The sequence below is a fragment of the Nostoc sp. genome, assembly GCF_041747015.1.
In the GTDB taxonomy this organism is placed as follows: domain Bacteria; phylum Cyanobacteriota; class Cyanobacteriia; order Cyanobacteriales; family Nostocaceae; genus Nostoc.
In genome coordinates this window covers 1-8,681 of record NZ_JBGTFY010000086.1, presented here as the reverse complement: position 1 = coordinate 8,681, position 8,681 = coordinate 1, and the positions used below count along the sequence as shown (strand labels likewise).

The window sequence follows — 8,681 nt, the reverse complement described above, 5'->3', positions numbered from 1 at the left end:
GATGTTTGAAAAGTCCTCAAGCGTGTGTTTCACTACCCTGGCTACCGAGAAACTGCTACGAGAGAATCGGAGTTTTGGGATTTGAGATCGCGCTCCTGAGTCGCACTTGAGGCTCAAGCCAACCCTTTTCAAACAACCTCTGAGAGGATCTAAAGCAGAAGACTTGCTAAAATTTGCCGGAACCTGGCAAGGGGATGACTTTGAGAAGTGCTTGCAGCTTGTTTACAAAACTCGTTCCTCCTACCCCAACCTCGGACGTATCCCATAATGCCGATATCGCCAATAATCGCGCAAAATGCGATCGTGGTCAAAACATAAATTACCAGGCACACACCAAGACTCAAAAATACCTACACCCTTAGCATCATCTCCAGCCACAGGTTTACCCGTCGCTGTCGCCAAAAATACAATACTAATCGTATGCTGACGCGGATCGCGATTGGGGTCAGAATACACCAGTAATTGTTCAACTAACTCCACCTGCAAACCCGTTTCTTCCTCAGCTTCTCGCCGCGCCGCCACTTCCACCGCTTCCCCATAATCCACAAAACCACCAGGAATAGCCCAACCTAAAGGTAGATTCTGTCTTTCAATTAACACTATTGGCCGATGAGGTCGATCTACTAATTCAATGATGATATCAACTGTTGGTGTAGGATTTCGGTAAGTCATAGTTATTAGTCATTGGTCATTGGTCATTGGTCATTAGTCAAGGACAAAGGACTAATGACAAACAAAACGAGTTGACTTGATTTACGCTGCAAATACTGTTCCGTGATAAATTGATGCGATCGCTTGCTCCCATAATTCAGGTTAAATATGCCTTTTCCTAGATCGAGTGGCATTTTGCTGCATCCTACCTCCTTTCCCAGTCGATTTGGCATTGGGGATTTAGGCTTAGAAGCCTATCGCTTCATTGATTTTCTCAAAGAGAGCCATCAACAATATTGGCAAGTTTTACCCTTAGGCCCCACTGGATACGGTAATTCCCCGTATATGTGCTACTCAGCAATGGCGGGAAATCCTCTACTGATTAGCCCAGAAAAACTCCTAGAAGAGGGTTTGCTAGTTGAAGAAGACTTTGCTAATTTACCAGGATTTCCAACAGAAAAGGTAGATTTCGAGCAGGTTGTGCCGCTTAAGATTGGGCTACTCAAAAAAGCCTGTGAAAAATTTAGAGCGAATGCTACGCCTATTCAGCATAAAGAGTTTGAAGGTTTTTGCGACAGCAAAGCCTATTGGCTAGATAATTACGCTTTATTCATGGCGCTGAAAGATGCCAGCGAGAATGCAAGCTGGAATACATGGGAGCCAGAAATTGTCAAGCGCGATCCCCAAGCATTGGATCAAGTACAGCATCGGCTCAATGAAGAGATTTATTATTACAAATTCGTCCAATTTGAGTTTTTCCGCCAGTGGTCAGACCTAAAAAGTTACGCCAATATGCGCGGCATTGACATTATCGGCGATATCCCCATCTACGTAGCTCACGATAGCGCCGACGTGTGGGCACATCCCGACATCTTTTGCTTAGATGAAGAGACAGGAGTTGCTGCCCAAATGGCCGGAGTTCCACCAGATTATTTCAGCGCCACCGGTCAATTGTGGGGCAACCCGGTTTATAACTGGGAGGAATTGCAAAAACAAGATTTTAAATGGTGGGTACAGCGCTTTGAGGCAATGCTGGATTATGTAGATATAATTCGCATTGACCACTTCCGGGGCTTCGAGGCTTACTGGTCAGTAGCCCAAGGTGAAGAAACTGCCATGAATGGTAAATGGGTTCAAGCGCCTGGAGATGCTTTTTTTGAAGTGATTAGGCAGAAGTTGGGCAAACTACCTGTCTTGGCGGAAGATTTGGGGGTAATTACACCAGAGGTAGAAGCGCTGCGAGACAAGTATGAATTTCCTGGGATGAAAGTTTTACAGTTTGCCTTTGGTTCTGATCCCGGTAATCCATTTTTACCATTCAATTACCCAAGAAATGCTGTCGTTTACACCGGCACTCACGATAATGACACAACTGTAGGCTGGTTTAATTCAGCTAACGATAATGAAAAGCACAACCTGTTGCTTTATTTAGGTTGTATTAGTCCTGAAGGCATCCAATGGGATTTAATTCGCCTAGCTTTGAGTTCCATAGCCAACCAAGCGATTATTCCTTTACAAGATGTTTTGGGATTAGGAAACGAAGCGCGGATGAATTTTCCCAGTGTTGCTGAGGGTAACTGGGAGTGGCGCTATCAAGCAACAGCTTTGACAGAAGAATTAGGCGATCGCTTAAAAGTTCTTACCAGACTCAATGGACGCGCCCCGCAAGCACAATGAGCAGTGGGTAGTGGGGGGAGACAAGGGAGACAAGGAAGAGCGAGGAGTAAATGCCTCCTTGTCCTCCTTGTCCCCCTCATCCCCCTGATCTCAAAACTTAGGTTTTGCAGCAATCCTAATTTCTTCCTCTTTCCCCGGCTCTCCCATTTCCTTGGCTTTCTCTTGATTGACGCTCATCAACACACCACCAGCATTATCAGTTTTCACTGTCAGTTGCTCTTGGGCTTTCCAAATTCGGTGAGTTCCTTCTGGGAGAGTACCCTCAAACTCGGTTTTGCCATCAGCTATTACGCGAATCCAGGATGACGCTTTCAAAGTGACACCAATCTGTACAGCCTGTCCCTGTTGTCCGCCGCTAAGGCGATCGCTGATCGGTTGAACCTTTAATGTCTCTTTTGGTTGGGTTGGCTCTGATTTAGCAACAGACTTTTGTTTTGAGTATGGCTGGTTTTGGCTATTACTTGCTTGTAGTAGAGCGTTATTTAACAACTGAGATAAGCCATTTACAGAGCATATTATTAGAAAGATGTAAAGAAAGTAAAGATGAATCGGACGTAGTTGATTAAGGGGTGAAATATTCCCCATATCTTGGGGGTTTACTCGTGCAGCACTGATTGGAAAAGTGCCAGAAAATTCTACTCCATTCAAGCCTAATGCTTCGGCAAATTGCCTGATCAAACCCTGAACATAGATTGGTTCTGGCAGATCGTTTAAATTCCCTGCTTCGATCGCCTGCAATAATCGCTGGGGAATCCTGGTTAATGCAACCACTTGCTCTAGAGATAGACCCTGTTTTTGACGCAATGCCAAAAGTTGAGCGCCTAATTCTGCCAACTTTTCAGAGCGTTGTTGCTCTAATAAAAGCGATGGCTGATGATTATTCTTCTTTGTTGGCCATTTCATGGCTTTTGACGCTCCTTAACTCTGCTGAATCAATAATTAGGTTGTATTATCTGCTCTTGCAAAAAATGAATCTCATAATCTTTGAGGGAACGATATTTACCCTCTGACAAAAAAGGTTCTTTTGGAGTTTGTAATTGAATTTGGCCGATCCCAGTCCGATGCAGTTTGATTACTGGGTATCCTAACTGTTGGGCTATCCGGCGAATTTGGCGATTTCTTCCCTCCTGCAACACTATTTCTAAAAAGCTTTCCTCGGCACAACGTTCTATCAGCTCTACCTTAGCAGTCCTGGTTTTTCTACCCTCCAACATCACACCCTGACGCCACTTATGTAGTACTGTTTCTGGAGGATGTCCTTTGACCAAGACACGATATGTCTTGGCAATACTGTGGCGGGGATGGGTTAGTCCAAATGTCAGTTCTCCGTCATTTGTCAGGATTAAGGCTCCTGTAGAGTCTGCATCTAAACGTCCAACTGGGTGAATACCTGAACCCTCTCGTAATTCTTTGGGTAGTAGATCCAGAACTGTCGTTCTTTGGTGAGGGTCGTAGCAAGTCGAAACTACTCCCGCTGGTTTGTGTAGCAATAAATATATTAAAGCCGGACGGTGCTTTTTAGATACGGGTTTACCATCAATTGCGATCGCCTCTTTTTGGGGATCAACTTTTTGACCCAAATATGCCAATTCCCCATTGATCTGCACCCGTGATTGCCTAATCATTTCTTCGGCTTCACGACGTGACGCAATACCCCATTGAGCGAGAATTTTTTGTACCCGTGCCTCCATTATGGAAATTGTTTATTTACTGTTAATAATTAAATGATATTTGCATTTTGTAGCAAGTAGGCATAAATGTTACATTTAAAACTTGTTTAAGTTCTGTTCGGTTGTTGAGCAAATACTCGCAGATTGGTTAGATGCCAGAGCAAAATCCCCAAACCACAAATGCAAATAAAATCCGCATAATTACGCAGGTACTTACAACAGCACTAAAGCTTTGGTTGAGAGCGCAAGTCAGCCAAATATCTAAATTAGAAGTTGAAATTCAAGCAAGCGATCGCCAAATTCTCTCTGGGCGTATCCCTTCGGTATCTATTTTTGCTACTCATGCAGTTTATCAAGGTCTCCTGATTACAGAAATTAAATTAATCGCAGAAAATATACGGATCAATATCGGCTCTGTACTCAAGGGACAGCCCTTACGACTATTGGAAACAGTACCAGTGGTTGCCGATCTACTCGTAGACGAGAAAGATATCAATGCTTCGCTCTCATCTGATTTATTATCGACTGCTTTGAGCGATTTACTGGTTAAGGTTTTACCAATACATTGCCCAAAGTCACAACCAATTAGTTGGCAAGAAATTATCCTTGATAACAACCAGATTATACTGCGAGGCATCAGAGTAACAAATAGTGAAACAACACCTCTGGAGATTTGTCTGGGCTTACAGTTACTCAATGGTAATGAGTTGCAACTGGGACGTATACAAATCAAGCCAGACCAGGGAGATATGTTAGAGGAGAATCATGGGTACAATCTGGATCTTGGCTCAGATGTAGATATCCAAGAACTAACGCTAATCCCAGGCAAACTGGTGTGTCGTGGTCGGATTAACGTTAACCCTTGATAAAATAATTCGTAATTCGTAATTTGTAATGACGGTCGCGGACTCACTACCGCTAGTCCATGCTGTAGGGGTTTAGCATGCTAAACCCCTACGAAAGATGTGGTTTTCAACCTCGCTCATATTTGGTATTTCCTGTCAATGCGTAAGTTTTATAAGTTTTAGAACGGAGATGCAGAGGGGTGGAGATCAAAGACTCGTCAGCGAGTATCAAAGACTCGTCGCTAATACCCAATGCCCAATAACTACAGTAGCGGCAACAATAGTGTCACAAAATAGTAAACCAAAGGAGCTGTGAAAATATAACTATCGGTACGGTCTAAAATACCCCCGTGGCCAGGGATTAACTGTCCAGAATCTTTGACTCCAGCATCCCGCTTGAGCATAGACTCGGTAAGATCCCCTAAAAGACTAGCAATGCCAATCAATAAACCCAATCCTAAACCAGTAAAAGGGGATCTGGGCAAGTGCAGATAATAGGCTCCCGCCAGGGCTACGGCAACACTGGACATAATACCAAAGACAGCACCTTCTACGGTTTTTTTAGGGCTAATATCAGACAAACGGGTTTTTCCAAAGAATTTGCCAATAGTATAAGCGCCGATATCGGCTGCCCAAATACACAAAAAAGTCAGCAGTGTTGCTGTAAAACCTTGTGGTAAAGAGGCAGAATTTGCCTTTTCCCAGAAATCTGCCCAGGTTGAAGGCCAGTAACCTCCGAAAGGGAGATTGATAAAAGCCGTATTATCGATCGCACGCAATCGCACCCAGTAACTCGGCAAATAACCTACGTAAAATAGCCCCATTATAGAAGCGGAAATATCCGCGATCGTGGCAAATTTAGGTTGAAACAGCAGGTAAAAACAAATAAGTGTGCCAGCTATTGGCATCACAGCATCAGCTAAACTGCCATCTAGCGTACAAATCACCAGCAAAACTTGGCTAGCAAACATTGTGGTTTTAGCGGCGGGAGCGATGCCTCTGGATCGCACCAAATTAAAATATTCTTGTTGTCCTAAAAAGACCACGATCGCAAACATGATCGTAAAGTACCAACCCCCCAAAAGGGTAACAGAAAGAGCAAGAGCGATCGCAATAATTCCACTAATAATCCGAGACCAAGGCATATAAATAAGTATTTTGGATTTTGGATTTAGTCCAGTTTTTCACCACTGAGGATAAAAATGGGATCAACGGCGGTAAAGGTTTGAGAAAAGCCGCGTGTCTCCAAGCGGTTTACCGCAGACTGGACGACTTCGATATTTCTTGCCCTTAATAGGGAAAAACTCTGGGAAATAGCATACAGACTTTCTAGATTAGCAGCTGTGGCTACAACCCGACCTGATGGTGGCAAATAGTGCCAAGCTGCTTGCAGAATTTCCTGAATGGGACGTCCTCCCTCGATACAAACGCGGTGAGGAGTAACTTTGAGATCATGCAAACACTCTGGGGCATTACCTTCAATTACTTCGACATTTTTTACCTCAAAGCGATCGCAGTTACGCTTGATCAAATTAGCTACTTCTTCATCCCGTTCCACAGCAATAATCTGCCCACCTGGACATAATAAGCCCACTTCTACCGGAATTGTACCCGTTCCTGCGCCAATGTCCCACAACACAGAATCGCGGTTTAGTCGCAATTGGGCAATCAATAACAGCCGAACTTCTCGCTGGCTGAAGGGAATTCCTGGCAACTGCTCAAATAATTCATCGGGAATACCAGGGGTAATATAAGGCCAAAGTTGGGAGGGCATAGAACTACGCAATTATACTAAAGATATCGGTTTGCCAAATCGAAAAGTCATAAGCTATGAAAACTTTTCAGACGTAGCGTTACTAAGAAACGATAATGATTGGCGAAATATTAGGCGAGCGCTACGAAGTTCAGCAGCTATTAGGAAAAAAAGCGGGGCGGCGGACGCTGTTGGCTCGTGATCTAGAAACTCAAGAATTAGTTGTCATTAAGTTACTCTCTTTTGGTGGTGATTTTGAATGGGATTCACTCAAGCTGTTTGAGCGGGAGGCTGAAACCTTAAAATCTTTGTCACATCCCTTAATTCCTCACTATTTAAACTATTTTGAGGTAAATTTACCAACCATTAAAGGATTTGCCCTGGTACAAACTTATATTCCAGCAAAAACCTTAGATCAATATTTACAAACTGGGCGGACTTTTACAGAAGCAGAAGTCAAACAGATAGCCAAAGCACTTTTAGAGATTCTCATTTACCTACATGGGCTGTATCCGCCTGTAATCCACCGTGATATTAAGCCTAGCAATATTTTATTGGGCGATGCCTACGGCGGGCGGAGCCAACGCTCTGGTAGTAGTGTCGGTCAAGTTTATTTGGTAGATTTTGGCTCAGTGCAGACTGTCCTCGCCACAGAAACCGGCACAAGAACTGTGGTAGGAACATACGGGTATATGCCACCAGAGCAGTTTGGCGGACGCACTGTTGCGGCATCTGACCTTTATAGTTTAGGTGCAACCTTAATTTATTTAATGACGGGTATTTACCCAGCCGATTTACCTCAAAAGGATTTTCGGATTCAGTTTGAACAAGCGGCTAATCTGAGTCCCAGCTTTAGCAATTGGCTAAAGTTGATGATTGAACCCAGTTTAGAACGGCGTTTTAGTTCTGCGGCTATTGCAATCGCCGCCTTAGAAAAACCACAACCGACAAACTTACCTACTTTGGTAGTTGGCAAACCAGATGGGAGTAAGATTCAACTAACCAAAAATTTGGATTCTCTAGAAATTATCGTGCCATCGGCAGGTTTTGAACCATCAATAATATTCACGGGTTTATTTGCGATCGTCTGGAATTCATTTATCCTGGTTTGGACAATTGGCGCACTCTCGGCACCTTTTCCTATCAACATCTCCTTTGCCTTATTCTCACTTCCCTTTTGGAGTGCTGGCTTTGTCATGATGTCTAAATTTCTCTTTCATTTATTTGGACGCATCCGCTTACGCCTGAATTCCGAACAAATCGCCCTAACCTGGGAGTTGTTTAGTTGGAAATTTTATCGTCCCCGTGCATCGTCAAGACAAAGTATTAATAAGTTAGTTTACATTCCAAAACATTTTACTAAAGACTCTGAAGGCACTAGAATTGCCGTTCCAGCAAAGTTGGATATTTGGGTAGGAGTAAAAAAATATCAACTTGATGGTGTTAAATCTGAAGCGGAACTGGAATGGCTAGCTCATGAATTAAGCGATTGGTTAGGTTTGCCAATTCAGCAATAATAAACAAAACGAATAATCTTAAGGATCTCTAAAAATGGCAACTACAAATAAAAGGCGATCGCTAGTGGAATTAATTCAAAAACATCTAAACACCGCGCCCGAAAGCACTTTATAAAAAGTTTTAGAACCTTTTGCTGGTTCTAATATGACAGTCCGAGTTGCAGAAACTTTACAAAGACGCTGGTTAGCTTTTGAGATTGATGAAGACTACATCAGAAGCTCAAAACTGAGATTTGAAGCAAATGCTCCATTGGTTGTGGAACCTCCAGCAGATTTACCACCAATAGCAACAGAAAATGCTCATAATAAAAACCACGGAATACAGTTAGGACTGTTTTAAAAAAGGCTCTCTCAAATTAATTAGATATTTTCAGGAAATTGTCGAATGTAGTCTAAAAAATTAGTTACAAAAAGATGATATTAATGTCTATATAGGGCTTGCTGAACAAAAGTGAAACATAGTCTAGGTAAGGGTTTTGAGCATTTTTTCACCAAGCAAGTGCAAGACTATAGCATCCAGAGGTTCAAAAACCTTGCACTTTCGTCGGCGAGCGCCGGGCAAATTGGG

General features: G+C 43.1%; 8 protein-coding genes and 1 pseudogene. 4 read left to right on the top strand and 5 right to left on the bottom strand.

Features of this window, described 5'->3' with window-relative positions:
* Window positions 1-240: 240 nt before the first annotated feature.
* Window positions 241-672, bottom strand: coding sequence for an NUDIX domain-containing protein (locus tag ACEW80_RS06760; protein ID WP_373525863.1), 432 nt, complete (start codon window positions 670-672; stop codon window positions 241-243).
* A gap of 147 nt (window positions 673-819) precedes the next feature.
* Here ACEW80_RS06760 and malQ point away from each other — a divergent pair, with 147 nt between their 5' ends.
* A complete protein-coding gene (gene malQ, locus ACEW80_RS06755; RefSeq protein WP_373525862.1) occupies window positions 820-2,328 on the top strand; it encodes a 4-alpha-glucanotransferase in 1,509 nt (502 codons plus the stop codon).
* A 90-nt stretch (window positions 2,329-2,418) separates the two neighbouring features.
* Here malQ and ACEW80_RS06750 read toward each other — a convergent pair whose 3' ends face one another.
* Both ACEW80_RS06750 and ACEW80_RS06745 read right to left on the bottom strand, forming a co-directional pair.
* Window positions 2,419-3,231: a helix-turn-helix domain-containing protein gene (locus tag ACEW80_RS06750; protein ID WP_373525861.1), complete on the bottom strand. Its 813-nt coding sequence runs from the start codon at window positions 3,229-3,231 to the stop codon at window positions 2,419-2,421.
* A 29-nt stretch (window positions 3,232-3,260) separates the two neighbouring features.
* Complete coding sequence (locus ACEW80_RS06745) at window positions 3,261-4,019, bottom strand: pseudouridine synthase (protein ID WP_373525860.1); 759 nt, start codon at window positions 4,017-4,019, stop codon at window positions 3,261-3,263.
* A 131-nt stretch (window positions 4,020-4,150) separates the two neighbouring features.
* Here ACEW80_RS06745 and ACEW80_RS06740 point away from each other — a divergent pair, with 131 nt between their 5' ends.
* Entirely contained in the window at window positions 4,151-4,864 is a 714-nt protein-coding gene (locus ACEW80_RS06740; protein WP_373525859.1) for a DUF2993 domain-containing protein, read from the top strand.
* 242 nt (window positions 4,865-5,106) lie between these two features.
* On the opposite strand, the gene ACEW80_RS06735 is transcribed toward ACEW80_RS06740, so the two are convergent.
* Together ACEW80_RS06735 and cbiT are read right to left on the bottom strand one after the other, a co-directional pair.
* Entirely contained in the window at window positions 5,107-5,988 is an 882-nt protein-coding gene (locus ACEW80_RS06735) for a phosphatidate cytidylyltransferase (RefSeq protein WP_373525858.1), read from the bottom strand.
* A 26-nt stretch (window positions 5,989-6,014) separates the two neighbouring features.
* On the bottom strand, window positions 6,015-6,617 hold the full coding sequence (gene cbiT / locus ACEW80_RS06730; protein ID WP_373525857.1) for a precorrin-6Y C5,15-methyltransferase subunit CbiT: 603 nt from the start codon (window positions 6,615-6,617) through the stop codon (window positions 6,015-6,017).
* A gap of 95 nt (window positions 6,618-6,712) precedes the next feature.
* On the opposite strand from cbiT, the gene ACEW80_RS06725 reads away from it, so the two are divergent.
* Complete coding sequence (locus tag ACEW80_RS06725; protein WP_373525856.1) at window positions 6,713-8,113, top strand: serine/threonine protein kinase; 1,401 nt, start codon at window positions 6,713-6,715, stop codon at window positions 8,111-8,113.
* 130 nt (window positions 8,114-8,243) lie between these two features.
* Window positions 8,244-8,453, top strand: a pseudogene (locus ACEW80_RS06720) (site-specific DNA-methyltransferase); the annotation flags it as partial.
* Window positions 8,454-8,681: the final 228 nt, after the last annotated feature.